At 35.1% G+C, this 16,602-nt stretch carries 27 protein-coding genes; 2 read left to right on the forward strand and 25 right to left on the reverse strand.

Annotated elements, in window-relative coordinates; all coding sequences use genetic code 11:
- From Q0W26_RS08290 to Q0W26_RS08395, 22 genes are all read right to left on the reverse strand, one after another.
- Window positions 1-419, reverse strand: a 419-nt coding sequence (locus Q0W26_RS08290; RefSeq protein ID WP_298523857.1) for a 50S ribosomal protein L19e, incomplete at its 3' end; no start/stop codon positions are given.
- 136 nt (window positions 420-555) lie between these two features.
- Complete coding sequence (locus Q0W26_RS08295) at window positions 556-885, reverse strand: 50S ribosomal protein L32e (protein ID WP_298523859.1); 330 nt, start codon at window positions 883-885, stop codon at window positions 556-558.
- Window positions 886-899: 14 nt separating this feature from the next.
- Complete coding sequence (locus Q0W26_RS08300) at window positions 900-1,436, reverse strand: 50S ribosomal protein L6 (RefSeq protein ID WP_298523861.1); 537 nt, start codon at window positions 1,434-1,436, stop codon at window positions 900-902.
- A gap of 8 nt (window positions 1,437-1,444) precedes the next feature.
- Window positions 1,445-1,837, reverse strand: coding sequence for a 30S ribosomal protein S8 (locus tag Q0W26_RS08305; protein ID WP_298517686.1), 393 nt, complete (start codon window positions 1,835-1,837; stop codon window positions 1,445-1,447).
- 11 nt (window positions 1,838-1,848) lie between these two features.
- Window positions 1,849-1,992 (reverse strand): 30S ribosomal protein S14, encoded by a 144-nt coding sequence (locus tag Q0W26_RS08310; RefSeq protein ID WP_116591326.1) that lies wholly within the window; start codon window positions 1,990-1,992, stop codon window positions 1,849-1,851.
- A gap of 9 nt (window positions 1,993-2,001) precedes the next feature.
- Window positions 2,002-2,514 (reverse strand): 50S ribosomal protein L5, encoded by a 513-nt coding sequence (locus Q0W26_RS08315; RefSeq protein WP_298523864.1) that lies wholly within the window; start codon window positions 2,512-2,514, stop codon window positions 2,002-2,004.
- Entirely contained in the window at window positions 2,511-3,239 is a 729-nt protein-coding gene (locus Q0W26_RS08320) for a 30S ribosomal protein S4e (protein WP_298523865.1), read from the reverse strand. The genes Q0W26_RS08315 and Q0W26_RS08320 overlap by 4 nt, the downstream gene beginning before the upstream one ends.
- A 1-nt stretch (window position 3,240) precedes the next feature.
- On the reverse strand, window positions 3,241-3,591 hold the full coding sequence (gene rplX, locus Q0W26_RS08325) for a 50S ribosomal protein L24 (protein ID WP_298523867.1): 351 nt from the start codon (window positions 3,589-3,591) through the stop codon (window positions 3,241-3,243).
- A gap of 8 nt (window positions 3,592-3,599) precedes the next feature.
- The gene (locus Q0W26_RS08330; RefSeq protein WP_296884192.1) at window positions 3,600-3,998 is read right to left on the reverse strand and encodes a 50S ribosomal protein L14; all 399 of its coding nucleotides are present in this window, start codon (window positions 3,996-3,998) and stop codon (window positions 3,600-3,602) included.
- Window positions 3,999-4,002: 4 nt separating this feature from the next.
- A complete protein-coding gene (locus Q0W26_RS08335) occupies window positions 4,003-4,320 on the reverse strand; it encodes a 30S ribosomal protein S17 (protein WP_298517703.1) in 318 nt (105 codons plus the stop codon).
- Window positions 4,321-4,331: 11 nt separating this feature from the next.
- Window positions 4,332-4,610: a ribonuclease P protein component 1 gene (locus Q0W26_RS08340; RefSeq protein WP_298517706.1), complete on the reverse strand. Its 279-nt coding sequence runs from the start codon at window positions 4,608-4,610 to the stop codon at window positions 4,332-4,334.
- Between the two features lie 84 nt (window positions 4,611-4,694).
- Window positions 4,695-5,033, reverse strand: a complete 339-nt coding sequence (yciH, locus tag Q0W26_RS08345) for a stress response translation initiation inhibitor YciH (protein ID WP_297826404.1) — start codon at window positions 5,031-5,033, stop codon at window positions 4,695-4,697.
- Window positions 5,034-5,240 (reverse strand): 50S ribosomal protein L29, encoded by a 207-nt coding sequence (rpmC, locus tag Q0W26_RS08350; RefSeq protein ID WP_292746881.1) that lies wholly within the window; start codon window positions 5,238-5,240, stop codon window positions 5,034-5,036.
- 36 nt (window positions 5,241-5,276) lie between these two features.
- Window positions 5,277-6,038 carry a 30S ribosomal protein S3 gene (locus Q0W26_RS08355; protein WP_298523869.1) on the reverse strand — a complete coding sequence of 254 codons (762 nt, stop codon included), beginning with the start codon at window positions 6,036-6,038 and terminating at the stop codon, window positions 5,277-5,279.
- Window positions 6,038-6,502 (reverse strand): 50S ribosomal protein L22, encoded by a 465-nt coding sequence (locus Q0W26_RS08360; RefSeq protein WP_298523871.1) that lies wholly within the window; start codon window positions 6,500-6,502, stop codon window positions 6,038-6,040. The genes Q0W26_RS08355 and Q0W26_RS08360 overlap by 1 nt, the downstream gene beginning before the upstream one ends.
- Before the next feature lie 12 nt (window positions 6,503-6,514).
- A complete protein-coding gene (rpsS, locus tag Q0W26_RS08365) occupies window positions 6,515-6,925 on the reverse strand; it encodes a 30S ribosomal protein S19 (RefSeq protein ID WP_292740355.1) in 411 nt (136 codons plus the stop codon).
- Between the two features lie 15 nt (window positions 6,926-6,940).
- Window positions 6,941-7,666 carry a 50S ribosomal protein L2 gene (locus Q0W26_RS08370; protein WP_292746892.1) on the reverse strand — a complete coding sequence of 242 codons (726 nt, stop codon included), beginning with the start codon at window positions 7,664-7,666 and terminating at the stop codon, window positions 6,941-6,943.
- 12 nt (window positions 7,667-7,678) lie between these two features.
- Window positions 7,679-7,939, reverse strand: coding sequence for a 50S ribosomal protein L23 (locus tag Q0W26_RS08375; RefSeq protein WP_298523873.1), 261 nt, complete (start codon window positions 7,937-7,939; stop codon window positions 7,679-7,681).
- A gap of 22 nt (window positions 7,940-7,961) precedes the next feature.
- Window positions 7,962-8,726 (reverse strand): 50S ribosomal protein L4, encoded by a 765-nt coding sequence (gene rpl4p, locus Q0W26_RS08380; protein WP_298523875.1) that lies wholly within the window; start codon window positions 8,724-8,726, stop codon window positions 7,962-7,964.
- A gap of 2 nt (window positions 8,727-8,728) precedes the next feature.
- Entirely contained in the window at window positions 8,729-9,739 is a 1,011-nt protein-coding gene (gene rpl3p, locus Q0W26_RS08385) for a 50S ribosomal protein L3 (protein WP_298523877.1), read from the reverse strand.
- 346 nt (window positions 9,740-10,085) lie between these two features.
- Window positions 10,086-10,913, reverse strand: coding sequence for a putative RNA uridine N3 methyltransferase (locus Q0W26_RS08390; RefSeq protein ID WP_298523879.1), 828 nt, complete (start codon window positions 10,911-10,913; stop codon window positions 10,086-10,088).
- 236 nt (window positions 10,914-11,149) lie between these two features.
- Window positions 11,150-11,785, reverse strand: coding sequence for an METTL5 family protein (locus Q0W26_RS08395; protein ID WP_298523880.1), 636 nt, complete (start codon window positions 11,783-11,785; stop codon window positions 11,150-11,152).
- 90 nt (window positions 11,786-11,875) lie between these two features.
- Between Q0W26_RS08395 and Q0W26_RS08400 the strand changes: the two genes are divergently transcribed.
- Both Q0W26_RS08400 and Q0W26_RS08405 read left to right on the forward strand, forming a co-directional pair.
- Window positions 11,876-13,366, forward strand: a complete 1,491-nt coding sequence (locus tag Q0W26_RS08400; protein ID WP_298523881.1) for an acetyl-CoA carboxylase biotin carboxylase subunit — start codon at window positions 11,876-11,878, stop codon at window positions 13,364-13,366.
- Window positions 13,367-13,384: 18 nt separating this feature from the next.
- On the forward strand, window positions 13,385-14,302 hold the full coding sequence (locus Q0W26_RS08405; RefSeq protein WP_298523883.1) for a biotin--[acetyl-CoA-carboxylase] ligase: 918 nt from the start codon (window positions 13,385-13,387) through the stop codon (window positions 14,300-14,302).
- Here the strand turns inward: Q0W26_RS08405 and Q0W26_RS08410 are convergent.
- From Q0W26_RS08410 to Q0W26_RS08420, 3 genes are all read right to left on the reverse strand, one after another.
- Window positions 14,299-15,447, reverse strand: a complete 1,149-nt coding sequence (locus Q0W26_RS08410; RefSeq protein ID WP_298523884.1) for a TIGR03576 family pyridoxal phosphate-dependent enzyme — start codon at window positions 15,445-15,447, stop codon at window positions 14,299-14,301. The two genes, Q0W26_RS08405 and Q0W26_RS08410, sit on opposite strands and share 4 nt — an antisense overlap.
- Before the next feature lie 2 nt (window positions 15,448-15,449).
- Window positions 15,450-15,779, reverse strand: coding sequence for a hypothetical protein (locus Q0W26_RS08415; RefSeq protein WP_298523886.1), 330 nt, complete (start codon window positions 15,777-15,779; stop codon window positions 15,450-15,452).
- A gap of 96 nt (window positions 15,780-15,875) precedes the next feature.
- Window positions 15,876-16,397: a FumA C-terminus/TtdB family hydratase beta subunit gene (locus tag Q0W26_RS08420; protein WP_298523888.1), complete on the reverse strand. Its 522-nt coding sequence runs from the start codon at window positions 16,395-16,397 to the stop codon at window positions 15,876-15,878.
- Window positions 16,398-16,602: the final 205 nt, after the last annotated feature.

Here is a 16,602-nt window from a genome sequence, read left to right on the forward strand (position 1 = left end):
TAGTTTCTCATGTAAGATTTACTTCTAAATGCGCCACCCTTAGCCATTTTGTATAATTTACGATAGGTAGTTGCATCAATTACTTTTTCTTCACGCATTTCTTTAAGATCTCTTCTTAAAGCCCTGATAGTAGTCATCCATGCTTTTTTCTTAGGTGTACGAGCTTTTTTAGCCCCTTTAACACTACCTCTACCTTTTCTTTTTCCTTTTGCTTTTTGTTCTTTGATTTTTTTAGATCTGTAGCTACTGTTACCTTTTTGAGGTTTTGCTTTAATAGCTCCATCATTAATTAACTGCTTTACTCCTTCTCTAGTAATCGCCATGGATACTTCTTCCATTCTTTCAGGATCAATCCATACACGATTGAGCCCTACTTTGAGTATACTAGCAGCTAATCTTTTTTGAGTTGTAAGATTCATATATATAATCCTCCATTCAGCATAGCTGATAAATTTAGACAAAATCTAAATTCCCTTATTTTTTTATTCATTTAATTTAAACCAGTCAAATCAATTCAAATAAAGCCCCGGAATTGACTCGACTTATAAATATGATTTATTTGTTTAATACGTTAATTCCGAGTTCTGATGCTTTTTCTAACATCAAAGCTTTTTTCCTTTTACCGATAGAAGCGCTTATTCTTGCAGCGTCAACAGCTGGGTCTAAGTCTTCTAACTCTTGCATATTGTGAACAAGAACATCGTTGTACCCTGAAGGGTGTAAGTCCCTTATAGCTCTAGGGGTTCTGTAACCAATAGCTGGCATTGCAGGTTTTCCTGCTTCGTATCTTCTCATTTTACTGGTTTTACCTCTAGGGCGTCTCCATTTGATTCCAAGTTTTTTATAACGAGCATATTCTTGTCTTTTAAATCTTTTGTTAGCCATTTAAATCACCAAATTTATTCTTTGCTAGTTAAGTATATTCCGTCTTGGAATACTCTAGGATCTCTTCCTTTAATTTTAGTTGCTTGTTCTAAGTTAGCCATGGTTTGGCCGACATGTTCCTTATTGATACCGGTAATTGTTACCTCATCACCTTTAACTGCTACTTTTGCAGAACCTACAATTTTAGCAGATCTTGGGTGTCTTTCCCCGAGGAAGTTGTCAATCACAACGGTACTGCCCTGAACTTTCACATTCATTGGAAAGTGAGCGTATACGATTTTCATATGATATTCAAAACCATCAGTCACACCAGTAATCATGTTGTTGATGTGTGCTCTTGTGGTTCCAATCATTGCTTTATCTTTCTTTTTAGGAAATGCAGTTTCCAAAACAACTACATCGTTTTCTTCTTTAATACTTACATTAGGATAAGTAAATTTTCTGGAGTCTTCTCCATTAGGTCCTTTTACAGAGACCACATTATTTTCAATTATAACTTCAACGCCTTCAGGGATTTCAATATTTTCCCTTATAGCTGCAGCTACTACCATTTTATCACCTAATACATGTAAGCCAACAAACGTCCGCCAATTCCTTTTTCTTTTGCCTCATAGTGAGTCATAATTCCTTTAGGAGTAGTGACGATTAAAATACCAAAGTTCTTTGCTGGCAAATATCTTTTTTCAAATTTCTCAAATTCATCTTTCTTAACAGCATGACGAGGTTTGATAACACCACATTTGTTAATGTTACCTAATAATTCAACAGTGAATTTACCTGCCCTGTTGTCATCAATATATTCAAAATTACCAATATAATTCTCTTTTTGCATAGTGCTTAAAACTTCTCCAATTAATTTGGAAGCAGGAGAAATAACACAAGAGTCATTCACTTGTAATTCGTTATTTCTGATATTAGTTAAAGCATCAGCAAGAGGATCCATAAGACTCATATTTAAAACCTCTAATTATATTTTTTAAAACCCATTTTAGGAGCTACTTCCCTAAAACATTGTCTGCATAAATTTATGCCATATCTACTAACCATTGCTGAGTGGTCTCCGCAACGACTACATTTTTTTGAAGCTTTACCGTATTTTCTTGGCAAAATATCACCTTATTCAGTTACGTAATTAACTTTGAAGTTTTCTTCCATAAATTTCATAGTTTCTTCTTTAGAAATCCTATGTTTTTGAGGAACTTTCTTTTGTCTGATTTTTCTTCTAGAAATTCTGTAACCCGGTTTTTCAAAAGTAACAGAAACGTTCATACCAAAGATACCGATATCCGGATTGTATCTCATTCCAGGAATATCAATGTGTTCTCTGATACCAAAAGAAAGGTTACCTTGTGCATCAAATTGAGTAGGTCTAATATTTCTACTAATACCTTCTAAAACCATATCAATAGCTTTATCAGCTTTTTCTCCACGTAAAGTTAATTTACATGCGATTGGTTGTTTTTTCCTAATTCCCCATTCAGGGTTAGTTACTTTAGAGAAAGTTTTCACAGGAGTCTGATCGAACATTTCTTCTAAAAGAGTGATAGCACGGGATAATTTTTCACCAGCTTCACCGACACCAATACTGATTGTAGCTTTTTCGATACGTACTTCATTCATTGGGTTCATTTATTAACCTCCAATAAAGATATTGCTGGAGCATCGCTTCCAACTACAAACGCATAATCTTTTAAAGTTAAGAATTCATCTTTTGAACTATTTTCGATAATAATAGTATTTGGATTGGAAGATTTGTTTTCAATGATTTCAGTTACGGTACCTAATTCACCGGTGTGTTTACCACCAGTAACGAGAACAGTAGCTCCTTCTTGTAAAGGATAAACTTCTGCAATTTCTTGTTCAGGTACTTTTAAAGAAATAACATCTCCAACGGAGTAAGCATCTTCTTCAATGATAACGTTTTTACCATCATGAAGGTTTAATTGAGTTTTTCCACCTTTAATGGTAGATTTGTTAACAATTTTGGATAATTTAGCACTACCATCATCGATTAAGTCTAATTGTAATCTGCCTTTTCTATCTAAAAGAACTCTGTATGATTCGCCAGTTTTTGGGATTTCGATGATGTCCATGAAACCTACTGGGAATTTGTAATCTTTTACTAGTCTTCCATCAACTAAAACGTTACCAGAGTTAATGATCCTTTTAGCTTCTCTAGCGTTATCAGCTAATTTTAATACATCTCTAATAACTAAAGTTAATGGAATTGAATCATTAATGGAATGAGAACCTGCAGAAGGTTTTACAGTCCAGGTATCTTCTTTAGGATGAATAGGCCAGGATTTTGGTGCTTTATATCTTTTAAGATGTTTTCTAGATCCCATTTTAGCCATATTAATTGTCTCCTTTATTTTTAATTCTTCTATCGTCTTTTAAGTCTGCATCAATAATCACTAAGTTAGATGGGTCAACAGGGAGGAATGTAGTGGTTCCGTCTGGTTTTGATAAAGTAACTTCTTCGATGGTTACTTTGTAAGAACCGTAATCTACGCTGAGAACTTCTCCTTCATGTCCTTTGAAATCTCCACGGACTACACTAACTTTATCTCCTGATCTTAAAGGTAAAGATCTAGTTCCTAATTTTTCTCTTAAATCTTTACTTAAGGAAGCACTTAGATGTTTTCCACGTGCATGAGCAGGAGCATTGTAAAAAGCTTTTCTTTGTTTTCTTGGTTGTTTTGACATTTTTTCACCTATACTAAAATACTTGCTGCACTACCAACACTAGGCCATCTGTCAGCTGCTTCTTTAGCAACAGGACCTCTGATTTCGGATCCTTTTAAAATTCCTTCAGGAGTAATAATAACAGCTGCATTATCTTCAAATTTAACACGAAGACCATCAGCACGTCTATATTCCTTTTTTTGTCTGATTACAACTGCATTAACAACTTCTCTTCTCATGTCAGCAGTTCCTTTTTTAACTGAAGCAACAACTAAATCTCCAACACCGGCAACGTCGAGTCTTCTTCTTACACCTTTAAATCCTTTTACGGAAATGATTTCAATTTCACGAGCACCAGTATTATCTACGCATTGAAGTCTTGCTCCAATTGGTAATGCTTTAGATACACTTGAGGTTAATGGTTTCATTTAATTACTCTCCTTTAACTTCTACTAAAACAAAATGTTTAGTTTTACTTAATGGTCTGCATTCTGCAACTTTTACAGAATCACCAACATTCACATGTAAACAATCTGGTTTGTGAACATTGATTTTTGATTTTCTTTTTTCATATCTTTCATATTTTTTAATGAATTTATAGTAACTACGTTCAACAGTAATAGTCCTTTCTGCTTTGTTACTTACAACAACACCTTCAAGAACTTGACCTCTTACAGGTAAAGTCCCGTGGAAAGGGCAGTTAGGATCATCACATGTAGTTTCTGGTTCTTGAACATTAAGCCCAACCATATTATCACCATTTATATTTTTTTAAACCTTTTTTTTATTCTATCTTCAGGACGAATTGATAAAATTTCACCATTTATTTCTATTTTTTCCCCGTTCGGAATTTCAAATAAAAATATTGAACCCTTTTTCGGAATCAATTTCTCGTTTTTATTTGCATCCTCAATTTTAATGGTATTCTTAGTTTCATCAATAACTGTTCCCAATAACTTAAGAGATTTATCCTTCGCATTAGTTATCTCGACATTCAATCCAATGAACTCATGATGAACTAAATTCCTTGAAGTAATCATAATCCCAATCTCTTAATGAAATATTTACAATAAATCATGCAGAAAATTACAAAATTTTATTGAAAAACATATCGAAAGGATGAACTATCTCCTTTTTTTACTATTCTTCTTAGATTCACGAATTTCAATAGTATCAGATGAGAAACCCATATCAGATAAAACTTCTTTGACTCTGACTTTGTGATCCCCTTGAAGTTCTATTTGACCGTTTTTAGCGGTACCTCCGCAAGCACATTTTGCTTTAAGAGTTTTAGTGAGTTCTTTGATATCAATATCGTGTTCATCTATACCTTCGATAATAGTCATGAGTTTTCCGAATCTTCTTCTAACTGTAAAAACTTTTAGAGTTTGAACTTCACGTGCAATTTCTTCGCAAACGCAAAGTTCTTCAGGAAGCCCACATACATCACAGATTTTTGACATTTAATTCTCCTTTTGTTTTTCATTCAATATTGTAAGAACACGAGCAATTGTTCTTTTTAATTCTCTAATTTTCCCAGGGTTTTCAACAACCCCGGCAGCTGCACTTTTAGAAACATTTTTGGATAATTCAGTTCTGAGTTCAACTAATTTTTCTTGAATCTCATCAACTTCCATGTCCCAAATTTCTTTACTTCTTAAAATCGCCATTGTTCCAACTCTTTTAGATAATTAAATTTACAATATCTAACTATCATCTTCTTCTACTTCTTCTTCAGTAGACTCTTCTTCGACAACTTCTTCTAATTCCTCGAGATCTTCAACTTCCTCGATGATTTCTTCTTCGATGATTTCTTCGGTTTCGATATCGATTTCTTCATCTTCTACAATTTCACCATCTTCAACAATGGTTACTTTTGGAGGAAGGATTTCGACGGAATCAGGTAATACAGTATTTGGAGGCATAATTCTAACATAAATACCTAATACACCAGGTTTCAATTGAGCGGTAGCAAAACCTTCTTCAACGAATCTGATTGAAGGTTCACCACATTTTTTAATGTATCCTTCAACGAATTTAGCTACAGCAGACCTGGAACCTCTGATTTTACCGGAAATGGTAACTTCTACCCCTTGAGCTCCAGCACCCATGATCCTACGGATAGTGGAATAAGCAACTCTTCTGAAGTGCATTCCTCTTTGTAGCATGTTGGATATTTTGTAAGCCATGATTTTAGGGTTAAGTTCTGGTACGTCAACCTCTTTAACTTCGATTTGAGGATTGTCTAATCCGAATTCGTTTTTAAGAGTGTTGGTAATAGTCCTTACGTTTTTTCCACCTCTACCAATTACCATACCAGGTCTTTCTGCATAAACAACAACCATGGTACCTAAAGGTGTGATTTGAACTTCCATACCCCCGTATCCAGCTCTTTCGAGTTCTTTTTCTAAGTATTCATCAATTCTAGTCCTTCTAAGGCCTTCTCTGACAAAATCTTTTTCTATCATTAGTTAGCCTCCTGTAAAACAATTTGAATATGAGTAGTTGGTGTGTTAAACGGAGTCATTCTACCGAATGCTCTTGGAATATAACCAGGGATAATAACACCTCTGTGACTTGAAATATGTTCAATGAATAATTTTTCAGTGTCTAAACCTTTGTACTCTGCGTTAGCTTCAGCGTTTTCCAAAACTTTTAAGATTTGTTCTGCAGCTTTTACAGGGTATCTTCCAGAAGGCCAGCCTTCTTGTCCTTTTCTGTGACCAACTTTTTTGTTGTGTCTTTTGAAAGGAACAGATTTTTTCATACTGATAACATCTTCTAAGTAAGCTTTAGCTTTGCCTACTTCCATTCCTCTGATGGTTCTGCAAATTTCAACACTGTGTTTTGGAGAAATCTTAAGAGATTTTGCCATAGCACGTGCAGTTTTTGCTTCATCTACATCATTATTATATGCGTATTTATTAGCCATGTTCTAATCTCCTTATTTAAGTGGTACAAACATGGATGATCTTGTAGCACCCATACCTGGGTCTCCGTGTTGAACTCTTTTTCTGGTTGGTGCGTATTCACCAAAGTAATGACCAATCATTTCTGGTGCAATAGTTACTTCAACAAAATTTTGACCATCATAAATACCGAAAGTGGTTCCAACCATTTCAGGTATAACAATCATGTCTCTACAATGGGTCCTAATTACAACAGGACGACCATCTTTAGTTCCTTCTTTATTTAATTTTCTCATTTTATCCAAAACAATTTGTTGTCTTGGTAAGAATCCTCTCTTTAAAGATCTTCTTTGTCTTGCAGGGAATAATTCCATTACTTCCTCTAAAGACATAGCTTGTAATTCTTCAAGAGTATAACCTTTATATTTAAATATTTTTCTTGCCAATGAAACACCCTCTATCTATCTTTTTAAACCTGTTCTCTTAGCTGCAATTGAACCAACTTTTCTTCCTGGTGGTGCATGTCTTGAAACAGTAGTTGGACGACCAGGATGTTGTCTGTTACCTCCCCCGTGAGGGTGATCTACAGCGTTCATCGCTACTCCTCTTACAGTCATGAATTTCTTACCTTTAGCTTTGTAAGCATGCCATTTTTTACCAGCTTTAAGGAATGGTTTATCTTTTCTTCCTCCACCAGCTACTACACCAATACTAGCACGGCAGTTAGGATTTAAGTATTTTAATTCCCCTGATGGTAATTCAACAACAGTTTGGTTAGCATCATGAGTAACAACATTAGCGTAAGTTCCAGAAGATCTTACAAAACGACCTCCGTCTCCAGGAGTGTTTTCGATATCATAGATTGGAGTACCTTCAGGAATTTCAGCAAGCGGTAATGTGTTACCGAATTTAATAGGTGCAGAAATACCACATTCAATTTCATCGTCAATTTGAATGCTTTCAGGTGCTAAGATATATTTCTTTTCACCGTTTTCGAATTTTACTTCTGCGATAGGAGCGGTCCTTGCTGGGTCATGTACAATGTCAATGACTTTACCTTTGATGCTTCCTTCTTTTTCTAATGCATCGTAAGACCTGTATCTGATTTTATCTTTAAAACGATGTGAAGCAACACGGTGTGCAGGAGTTCCTCTACCTCTTCTTTGATGAATTAATCGTTTTCCCATTCAAATTCCTCCTTAGAATACTCCTATTCTGACAGCGAGTTCTTCTGCCATTTCTTCTTCGACAAGTTTAATGTATGCTACTTTTACACCTTTAGTAGTGATATGAGTATTAACTTTAGCTACTTTTTCACCGTATAAATCTTCAAAAGCTCTTTTGATTTGGCCTTTGTTAGCTTTACGGTTAACGACAAAAGTAATTTCATTATTCATATCGATTAAGTTCATGGTTTTTTCAGTAACATGAGGTTTAATAATTATTGAGTATGAATCCATAATAATCACCTATTTTTCCAAATTATTGGAATAAACCTCCTAACTTTTCAACAGCTGATTTGGTGTAAACAGTGAGTCTTCCTGCGTGAGTACCAGGTGCTAATAATTCTGCGTTTAAGTTTTCAACAACTACAACGTCAACACCAGCATGGTTTCTTGCACCTAAGGAGATACCTTTATCTTCACCAACAACAACTAAAGGACCTTTTACTTTTTTGTATTTTCTTCCTCTAGTTTTTCCTCTACCGGCTCTGATTCTTTTACCTTCTTTAGCACGGATGACATCATCATAAACTCCTAAGTTCTCGAAGATTTCACGAGATTGTTTAGCAGTTTTTACAGATTCTAATTCATCTTCAACAATAATAGGAACTTGTTCTAAATCAGCAACTCTGTGACCTCTGTTTTCAACAATTTCTTTGTTGGTTGTTGCTGCAACAGCAGATCTGATTGCGAATCTTCTTTCTTTTATGTTGATTTTTTCGTGATGATTTTTCTCAGCTCTAGTAGGATGTGCTTGTCTACCACCAATAGCCATTGGTACGAAAGCTGCTTTTGAACCATTTTTAATCCTAGGTACTCTTGCGGTACCTCTACCTGAACCCCATCCTTTAGCGGAAGTTCTTTTACCTGCCATTGGGTCATTACCCCATGGTTGTACTCTAGCAGATTGTGCAGAAAGTACAGCTCTTTTGATTAAATCTGGTCTGTATACTTCATCAAAAATAGCTGGAAGTTCAATTTCTTCTTTTACTTCCCCATTAATAGAATAAACGTTAACTTTCATGATTATACCCCTTGTTTAGATTTTGTACTTATGTAATTAATTTGAGGTATATCCTCAGCTTTATTATTAGGTCTGATTGGTTGTCTTAAGATTACTAACCTTTTGGAAGGACCTGGAAGGGAACCTTTCACAAGGACATAATCGTTTTTGACTAAACCGTATTTCACAAATCCACCATCCGGGTTGATTTGATCAACTTCATCAGCTGATGCGATTTTTAAAATCCTTTTATTGAATTCAGTTCTTTTATGGTAACCCATTTGACCTGCTTGTGCAACAGTCCACATGGTTCTTCTTGGTGTCCAAGGTCCAATAGAACCTACGTGTCTACCTTTACCTGCTCTGACAGCTTTACCATATTGAATTCTAATTCCCCATCTTTTAACTACACCTTGGAATCCTTTTCCTTTTGTAGTTGCAATAGCATCAACAAATTCTCCTTCATTGAAGATTTCACTAGCTTTAACTTCATTGCCTAATAATTCCAATGAGGTATTTAATTTTTCTTCAGGATTTGCCCCTCCGATTCCACATTCAAATATGTCAGGTTTTTTCTTAGGTACGCTAGTTACTTTCGGATTGGTGTGTACTAATACCCTAATTTCTTCTGTGTTTTCTAATGCACCTTGTATTTTTGCAATAGCTTCAGATTTGTTGTACTCTTTAGGAAGGGAAATCTTCCTTGAAAGTTCTTGATCTAAATTGTCTGCAAGTACTTCGGTGATTACTTTCAAACCACGAGAAGTTTTTTCATAAGCTCTAATTCCCATTACTACGACTGGAGGTACTTCCAATACGGTTACAGGAGTGAAAACATCCATACCGTTCTTTGGAGAGTTTTTATCAGTATTAGTGACTATAGCATGAGTCATACCGACTTTATAACCTGCGAGGCCGAGTAATTTTGGTTCATCAATTTGAGGCCAAGATTTTACTCTAGGGGTTTCTTTAGCTGCTCTTTTCCTTGGACTAAAAGCAACAGACCCTTTTCTTGGCTGGTGATGTCTTACCATTTAATTTAACCTCCTTATTAATATTTTTTCCTTATTTTTTAATTATAATTCAATTTTCTAAATCAAACAGCCAAATGAATGACTATTCTACAAGTTGATAAGAATTACACAATGTATAACCTCATCGAAATAATAAATAGCCGTAAAACGAATTTACAACTAGATAAATATTAACTTTCAATATATTCCATTGAGTTTTTACTAATTGAAGCACAATTAAGAATATATCCAATGTATAAATCATTCTGCGCTAAGTAAATTTTTAGGAGAGCCCTAAAAACATTAATGTATAAAAAGTTGAGCAAGTTATCTATTAGCTGTGATATTACTAATAAATCAAAGAGAATTAAAATCTCATAAAGTTAAATAAAGAAAGTGTAGCGACAACTGCCTCTTCAGTTCTGACGGTTTCTGTTCCTTGATCAGGAATTGTATTTACTCTAAATAAATCCCAATTATCATTGGAAACATCCTCCTGAATTGAAGAATAAGGGCCACCAAATAAAATAGCAATACTATTACATTCATCTACTTTATGTTTTAATTCATCAAAAATAGAATCAATATAATCTCCATATCTTGTAGTTTCCACAACAAGATCAGGTTTAATTAATTTTAAGCTATTTTTAAGACTCTTATTAGAGGACATAACATTATATCCCCAGTAAACGTCATCTGGTTTATCAGGTGTGACTATTACTTCTTTCTTAGCAATTTTAGTAATCTTAAAGTCAAAAATTCTTTTAACAGTAAGCTGCTCTTTACAGAATGCAAGTTTATCCATACCTATATCAACATAAGTTCCTTTCTTGTTTCTCTTAACAGTGAAACCTTGTCTATAATCCCCCACGTCTGGTTGATCATTAACAGGATGATGAGGAGTCCTAAGCGGTGGAAGAATTCCAACATGCTTAAGTTCAGGCCTTATAGGAAATGCTTGTTTCCTCAGGTACTGAGGAGTATTCATATATTCCAGAACTTCAGCAATAAAATCTCCATCAAGTTCTCCATCTTCATTTTTCATATGGTCATCATTATAAATAACCACATTATCTGCTTGAAAAATAGCCAAAGCCCTTCCCAAAATGCCTACTTTATAAGTACGAATCTTGAGGTCTTTAGACTCAGAAAGAAATGAATTTGGAATAAATATAGATAGCTCATCTTTATACATTATCTTACATTATATAATCTAAAGTATATAAAGATTACCCTACATTTATATAGCTATCACTAAATAGACTTACACATTTACAAAATATTATATCAATTATAATATCCGTAGCTCTTTTTATGCTACCAACTTTTTTATACTCAGAGAATATATTAATATAAAATATGTAACAACCACTATATAAAGGTATTGTTTTTTAATATAAACAAATAAAAAAAATAAGATTTAATCAAAATTTAAAAATCAATCAATGCCCGGAATACAATAACATCAACATTTTGATTTTCTTTTGTGTGAAACTCGTAAATCTTTGGAATTGGAAAATCATAGCGAAATATGTGAGTGATATCCAAACCGTTATCATTATAGAAATTTACCAGAAACTCTTCAGTTGAGGCCATATGAAATGAATACAAAACATCTGGATTTAATTCACAAGCCTTTTTAACGAAATTCAGGTCCTGACCATGCTTTGCCTTTTTTTGAGATCCGAAAGGAGGATTTTGAATAATGGTATCTGCATCAAATGAATCATCTAATTGATTTATGTCACATAACCTGTAGTTTACGTTGTCAAGATTCAGCTTATCTGAAGTCTGCCTTGCCAAGTGAATGGAATCCTCATCGACATCTACACCACATGCCATATTTGCACCCATCAGTGCACATGCAATGGTAAGCATTCCGCTTCCGCAGCCCAAATCCAAAATGTTTTTGTCTTCAATATCCCCTAGAGAAACTGCATTCCAGATTAGATCGGATGCAATGATTGAAGGAGTGGTATACTGTTCAAGACCAACTTTAGGTTTTGGATGGGGAGGCACTGACTGAAGCCTCATTTCCAAATGTCTTTTACGTGTAATTTTTTTCATGAAATCAACAAATTTAATATATTATCTAATATAATATTATATTATTGTAAATAATATATTTTAATAAAACAAATTACTTTGAGGTTTCACATGTTTGAAAAAGTATTGATTGCAAATAGAGGAGAAATCGCAATAAGAGTTATGCGAGCATGTCGTGAACTTGACATCGACAGTGTAGCAATTTATTCTGATGCTGATAAAACTTCCCTATATACAAAATACGCTGATGAAAGCTTCCCTCTAGGAAACCCTTCACCGGCAAAATCATATTTGAATATAGAGAAAATCATAGGTATTGCACTCGAATCAGGAGCGGACGCAATACATCCGGGTTACGGATTTTTAGCTGAAAACCCAAAATTCGGCGAAGAATGTGAAAAAAATGGAATTAAGCTTATCGGACCTTCTGGAGACGTAATTAATAAGATGGGAGATAAAATTACATCAAAAGCTCTCATGAAAAAGGCAGGAGTTCCTGTAATCGAAGGTACACCTGAAGGAGTCACCGACATTGAGGAAGCAAAAGAAATTGCAAGGCAAATCGGTTATCCTGTAATTGTAAAGGCTTCAGCAGGTGGTGGAGGAATCGGTATGCGTGCAGTTTATGAAGAAGATGAACTTGTACGTGCCATCGAATCAACACAATCAGTTGCATCAACCAACTTCGGAGATTCCACCGTTTTCATTGAAAAATATCTTGAAAAACCACGTCACATTGAGTTCCAGCTTTTGGCTGACGAACACGGCAACGTAATCCATGTGGCAGACAGGGAATGTTCCATCCAAAGAAGACACCAAAAGCTTCTTGAAGAGGCTCCTTCTCCAATCATGACTGAAGAACTCAGAGCAGAAATGGGTTCCAGTGCAGTTAAAGCTGCAGAATATATTGGATATACCAGTGCAGGTACTGTCGAATTCCTGTATGACAATGGAAATTACTATTTCCTCGAAATGAACACACGTATCCAAGTGGAACACCCTATTACAGAACTCGTTACCAACACCGACCTGATTAAGGAACAAATCAAGATTGCAGCAGGTGACGAATTAAGCTACAGACAGGAAGACATTAAAGTCTCAGGCCATGCAATCGAATGCCGTATCAATGCGGAAGATCCATTGAACGACTTTGCACCAAATCCTGGAAAAATCACTGGATACAGGTCACCGGGAGGTCCGGGAGTGCGTCTGGACAGTGGAGTCTACATGAACTATACCATTCCAACATTTTATGATTCAATGATTTCCAAATTAATCACTTATGGAAGAAGCAGAAACGATGCCATCAACAGAATGAAAAGGGCATTGAGGGAATACATCATTTTAGGTGTAAAAACCACTATTCCATTCCATAAAGCTATATTGAGAAATCCTAACTTCATTTCAGGAGATTTGAATACTCACTTTATCGACCAGCATAAAAAAGGCATTGACACTGAAATGGCCAATGTCATTGAAGAGGATGCCGAATATGTCAACAAATTAAAATCCACATTTATGCCTGGTAAAAAGATTGCTGCGATTTCAGCGGCTGTAGGATCATATCAAAATGCTGTTAGATCTCAACAAATGCAAAAATAATTTTTTGGAGATATGTCCATGCGAGAAGAAATTATAAAATTATTAAAAAAAGAAAACAAGATTTCCGATGAAACAATAAGCGAAATAAAAAACATAGACATAAATGACTTTTCAACTGTCATAAAAGAACTTGGAAGAGAAAAAACAGAATACATCAAAAGTTCTGAAATTCAAAAAGACCTGAACACAAAATTCATTGGTAAAGAGTTATACGTCTACAAAGAAGTGGATTCAACCAACACAGTCGCTAAATTTTTATCAATGCATGATGCTGAAAATGGAACTGTAATTATATCTGAAAAACAAACAAACGCTAAAGGAAGATCAGGAAAATCATGGGCATCTCCGTTAGGAGGAGTATGGCTGTCAATCATATTGAAACCGAATGTTGACCATTCCAGATTGCCTTTAATTACCCTGGCTACAGGTGTTGCAGTTGCAAAAACTCTTGAAAGGATTGGTGTTGAAAACCCTGAAATCAAATGGCCTAATGACATCATGATAAACGGCAAAAAGGTCTGCGGAATCCTAACAGAGGCAGTGGCAAAATTAAATACCATTGAAAATGTTATTGTAGGTGTTGGAATTGATGCCAATTTAGAGATAGCTGATTTTCCGGAAGAACTGCAGGCCGGAACAACAACAATTAAAAATGAACTCGGAAGAGAAGGCGATGAAAATCTCTTAATCAGGATTTTCCTGGAAGAGTTTGAAAAAATCAGTGAAACCTTCTATGATAAAGAATATGAAGCGATTCTGAAAGATTGGAGAAAACGCTCATACACAATTGGTAAAATCGTAGAAGTCAGAGAACCTTTCAACACATACTACGACGCTTATGTTGTAGGTATCGGTAAGGAAGGTGCTTTGATTGTTGAAAAAATTGATGGAACCTTAGAAAAAGTAATTTCCGGAGAATGTATTATCAAAAACTAAAATACAATCTCCCTACATTCATCTTCATTAATAACTACTTCCTGTAGCTTATTAATTGAAGATTCTATTTTTTTACATAAATCATTTAAATTCAGGTTGAATGCATCATTTGTTGATAAATCAAATCTTATTGTTGCGGATGCACCAGGCATTGAAACTGCAGGAATTGTAATGATTCCATGCTCTTTTAATAAAATGAATGACAATACGAATGCCAAATCATTATCTGACAAATCATGTTCAGCATTTATTTCATCTGCTAAACCCTCAGGAGTAATCATGACTCCGGTAGGCGTGGTTTTGAAATTGGTGAATTTGGAAGAGAGCAATTCGAATAATTCATCTTTCCTGGAAAAACTGTTGACCAGATTTGTCTCATCGAAGTTTTTTATTCCATTGAGCATTGCAAGCACTAGCGGAGGTTGAGCTTCAAGGCCGAACTGATTGACCTTTACCTTGATTTCATCAATCAAATCCTCACGTCCTGCCATAAGTCCTCCTCTTGGACCTGGCATAAGCTTATCAGTACTGGTAATTGCAATATCCGCCCCCAAATCACATGCCTTTGGCTGGTTGAATACAACTGTTCTAAGCCTTGCTCCTGAAGCGTCATCAACCATGACAGGTATGTTGCGCTCATGAGCCATTTCTATGACTTTTCTGAATTCATCCTCATCGATTACTGTGTGGTCCATTGTGGAACCTGTGACGATGACCAATGATGTGTTTTCAGGTATGGAAAACTCTTCAAAAACATCTGTTTCAAAGTAATTGGCTCCAACCAAACTGCAGCTTCTTGGAATGGAAGGGTGTGCAGGCAATTTGGCAAGGTAATGAACTACATATGAATCCTTACTTACAAGAGCTAAAATTGTAGCCAATATTCCTGAGGAAGTCCTGTTCAACGGCAAAATCTTTTCACCGCCCATATGTCCTTTTCCTACTTCCTGCAATTCCTCTTCAAAAATAGCAGGACCGACATATGTTTCCAAAAGACTAATTTCGGAAGGGGATGCTATAAAACCCCCTGAAAGACCGGTCAAGTCAAAAAGTGAAGACCTCCCGTCCTCTTCAACTATCCCCTTAATAATTGAAAGAGCCTTTTCTCTTTTTTTAACTTCATCCAAAGAATTATTAATTATCATGTTTATTCTGAATCGTCTAACTGTAATTTGTAATCTTCAAAGAATTCTAAAATAGCTTTTAGCTGTTTTTCGGTGACCGGCACGGTTGTGTACTCATCATCCATAGGAACTTGATAGAAGTAATCTGCAAACAATACTTTACCTTTAGGGTCTGTAATGATGGTGAGACCGTCGGAAAGTTTTTCAGGATCTTTGTTGTGGAATTCTATTTCAAAAGAGGTTCCGAATTTTTCTGAAAACTTCTCTTTTTCTTCAGGTTCCCTGTTGCATTTTCTGATTTTAGTCATTCTTGATTTCAATTTCTTTTCTGCTAATTCATTAATGTCAGCCATAATAAACACTTCCAAACATATTTTACAAAATTATCTTAAATTAATAATATACTATTAAATGAAATTATATATAAGCATTAGCTTTTCTGTTGAACATCAGTCATATAAACTCTTGCCATGACTGTCCATTGCCACAATAAGAGGGCCAAAATCCTTTACTTTTAAATTCCACATTGCTTCAGGCATTCCCAGGTCCAGCCAATCCACACTTTCTATTTCCTCAACAGCATCCACATACAATGCAGCGCACCCTCCGGTAGCGACAACATATAATGCCTCATTTCTGATTAACGCTTCACGAACAGTGTCATCCATGCCGCCTTTTCCAATGACTATTTTAGGCCCCATATCCAAAACATCACTCTGATACGGATTCATTCTCATTGAAGTGGTAGGGCCGATGGCCACCATCTTGTATCCGTCCCCATCCTCGGATATGATGGGTCCTGCATGAAATAGGACTGCCCCATCAATATCCAATGGAGCTCCCTGTTCAAGAAGTCTTTTGTGTGCCTGGTCTCTTGCGGTGATAATGTTTCCTGTCAGATAGACAACATCACCTGCATTCAATTCTTTTAAGTTTTCATCTTTAATTGGAACATTCAATTTTCTTTCCATTTCCACACCAATACTTTATTATTGAATAAAAATATAATTATAAATATATAAAATTTTTTAATTTAATAAATTTAATGATTTAGTTAAGAGGAAAAATATGTCAAGTATGGATTAACTTGATTACTCGACAGTTTATAATAATTACCAAATGTTATCTTGGATAAATTGAATATACTAAGAGGTAATATATATTAATAAAAAAACT

Origin of the sequence: uncultured Methanobrevibacter sp. (assembly GCF_947169325.1) — an archaeon.
Lineage (GTDB): Archaea > Methanobacteriota > Methanobacteria > Methanobacteriales > Methanobacteriaceae > Methanocatella.

Coding starts and splice junctions, on each gene's coding strand:
- Q0W26_RS08400 (WP_298523881.1), top strand. CDS start 11,876: ATGTTTGAAAAAGTATTGATTGCAAATAGAGGAGAAATCGCAATAAGA.
- Q0W26_RS08355 (WP_298523869.1), bottom strand. CDS start 6,038: ATGATAGAAAAAGATTTTGTCAGAGAAGGCCTTAGAAGGACTAGAATT.
- rpl4p (WP_298523875.1), bottom strand. CDS start 8,726: ATGAAAGTTAACGTTTATTCTATTAATGGGGAAGTAAAAGAAGAAATT.
- Q0W26_RS08300 (WP_298523861.1), bottom strand. CDS start 1,436: ATGGTAGTAGCTGCAGCTATAAGGGAAAATATTGAAATCCCTGAAGGC.
- Q0W26_RS08370 (WP_292746892.1), bottom strand. CDS start 7,666: ATGGGAAAACGATTAATTCATCAAAGAAGAGGTAGAGGAACTCCTGCA.
- rpmC (WP_292746881.1), bottom strand. CDS start 5,240: ATGGCGATTTTAAGAAGTAAAGAAATTTGGGACATGGAAGTTGATGAG.
- yciH (WP_297826404.1), bottom strand. CDS start 5,033: ATGTCAAAAATCTGTGATGTATGTGGGCTTCCTGAAGAACTTTGCGTT.
- Q0W26_RS08415 (WP_298523886.1), bottom strand. CDS start 15,779: ATGGCTGACATTAATGAATTAGCAGAAAAGAAATTGAAATCAAGAATG.
- Q0W26_RS08360 (WP_298523871.1), bottom strand. CDS start 6,502: ATGGCTAATAAATACGCATATAATAATGATGTAGATGAAGCAAAAACT.
- Q0W26_RS08395 (WP_298523880.1), bottom strand. CDS start 11,785: ATGAAAAAAATTACACGTAAAAGACATTTGGAAATGAGGCTTCAGTCA.
- Q0W26_RS08315 (WP_298523864.1), bottom strand. CDS start 2,514: ATGAACCCAATGAATGAAGTACGTATCGAAAAAGCTACAATCAGTATT.
- Q0W26_RS08335 (WP_298517703.1), bottom strand. CDS start 4,320: ATGGTTGGGCTTAATGTTCAAGAACCAGAAACTACATGTGATGATCCT.
- Q0W26_RS08320 (WP_298523865.1), bottom strand. CDS start 3,239: ATGGCTAAAATGGGATCTAGAAAACATCTTAAAAGATATAAAGCACCA.
- Q0W26_RS08340 (WP_298517706.1), bottom strand. CDS start 4,610: ATGATTACTTCAAGGAATTTAGTTCATCATGAGTTCATTGGATTGAAT.
- rpl3p (WP_298523877.1), bottom strand. CDS start 9,739: ATGGTAAGACATCACCAGCCAAGAAAAGGGTCTGTTGCTTTTAGTCCA.
- Q0W26_RS08390 (WP_298523879.1), bottom strand. CDS start 10,913: ATGTATAAAGATGAGCTATCTATATTTATTCCAAATTCATTTCTTTCT.
- Q0W26_RS08375 (WP_298523873.1), bottom strand. CDS start 7,939: ATGGATTCATACTCAATAATTATTAAACCTCATGTTACTGAAAAAACC.
- Q0W26_RS08295 (WP_298523859.1), bottom strand. CDS start 885: ATGGCTAACAAAAGATTTAAAAGACAAGAATATGCTCGTTATAAAAAA.
- Q0W26_RS08305 (WP_298517686.1), bottom strand. CDS start 1,837: ATGAGTCTTATGGATCCTCTTGCTGATGCTTTAACTAATATCAGAAAT.
- Q0W26_RS08410 (WP_298523884.1), bottom strand. CDS start 15,447: ATGATAATTAATAATTCTTTGGATGAAGTTAAAAAAAGAGAAAAGGCT.
- Q0W26_RS08420 (WP_298523888.1), bottom strand. CDS start 16,397: ATGGAAAGAAAATTGAATGTTCCAATTAAAGATGAAAACTTAAAAGAA.
- rplX (WP_298523867.1), bottom strand. CDS start 3,591: ATGTCAAAACAACCAAGAAAACAAAGAAAAGCTTTTTACAATGCTCCT.
- Q0W26_RS08330 (WP_296884192.1), bottom strand. CDS start 3,998: ATGAAACCATTAACCTCAAGTGTATCTAAAGCATTACCAATTGGAGCA.
- Q0W26_RS08405 (WP_298523883.1), top strand. CDS start 13,385: ATGCGAGAAGAAATTATAAAATTATTAAAAAAAGAAAACAAGATTTCC.